The 1,362-nt window shown below is 70.1% G+C and carries 1 protein-coding gene; it reads left to right on the top strand.

From position 1 onward, the window contains the following. The coding region (gene rho / locus ACFV0G_RS39375; RefSeq protein WP_380558744.1) for a transcription termination factor Rho at positions 1 to 1,338 on the top strand (1,338 nt) is incomplete at its 5' end. Positions 1,339 to 1,362: the final 24 nt, after the last annotated feature.

Raw genomic sequence — 1,362 nt, 5'->3', positions numbered from 1 at the left:
GGCCAGCAGCAGACCGGCACCCAGCAGGACGGCGGCCAGGCCGGCCGTCAGGGCCAGGGTGGCGGCCAGCCGGCCGGCGGCTTCGACGACGACGAGTTCGGCGACGGCCGGCGCGGCCGCCGCGGCCGCTACCGCGACCGCCGGGGCCGCGGCCGCCGCGAGGGCTTCGAGGGCGGCGCCCCCGAGCCGCAGATCGGCGAGGACGACGTCCTGATCCCGGTCGCGGGCATCCTCGACATCCTCGACAACTACGCGTTCGTCCGGACCTCCGGCTACCTGCCGGGCCAGAACGACGTCTACGTCTCGCTCGCCCAGGTGCGCAAGCACGGCCTGCGCAAGGGTGACGCCATCACCGGTGCGGTGCGCCAGCCGCGCGACGGCGAGCGCCGCGAGAAGTTCAACGCCATGGTGCGTCTGGACTCCGTCAACGGCATGGACCCGGACGGTGCCCGCAACCGCGCCGAGTTCGGCAAGCTCACCCCGCTGTACCCGCAGGAGCGGCTGCGCCTGGAGACCGACCCGGGCATCCTGACCACCCGGATCATCGACCTCGTGTCGCCGATCGGCAAGGGCCAGCGCGGTCTGATCGTCGCCCCGCCGAAGACCGGCAAGACGATGATCATGCAGGCGATCGCCAACGCGATCACCCACAACAACCCCGAGTGCCACCTGATGGTCGTCCTGGTCGACGAGCGTCCGGAAGAGGTCACCGACATGCAGCGGTCGGTCAAGGGCGAGGTCATCTCCGCGACCTTCGACCGCCCGGCCGAGGACCACACCACCGTCGCCGAGCTCGCCATCGAGCGGGCCAAGCGCCTGGTGGAGCTGGGCCACGACGTGGTGATCCTGCTGGACTCCATCACCCGCCTGGGCCGCGCCTACAACCTGGCGGCGCCGGCCTCCGGCCGCATCCTGTCCGGCGGTGTCGACTCGACCGCGCTCTACCCGCCGAAGAAGTTCTTCGGCGCCGCGCGCAACATCGAGAACGGCGGCTCGCTGACCATCCTCGCCACCGCCCTGGTGGAGACCGGCTCCCGCGCCGACGAGGTGGTCTTCGAGGAGTTCAAGGGCACCGGCAACATGGAGCTCAAGCTCGACCGCAAGCTCTCCGACAAGCGGATCTTCCCGGCGGTGGACGTCGACGCGTCCTCCACCCGCAAGGAGGAGATCCTGCTCGGCAACGAGGAGCTGGCGATCGTCTGGAAGCTCCGCCGGGTGCTGCACGCACTCGACCAGCAGCAGGCCATCGAGCTGCTCCTGGACCGGATGAAGAAGACCAGCAGCAACGCCGAGTTCCTGATGCAGATCGCCAAGACCGCACAGGGATCCGGCGACTGACCGAGGCTGTACGTTGGGTCTTGT

This window comes from Kitasatospora sp. NPDC059571, from assembly GCF_042735675.1.
GTDB lineage: Bacteria > Actinomycetota > Actinomycetes > Streptomycetales > Streptomycetaceae > Kitasatospora.
Note: the sequence above shows the minus strand (reverse complement) of the source record. Positions and strands in the feature narration are given on the sequence as shown.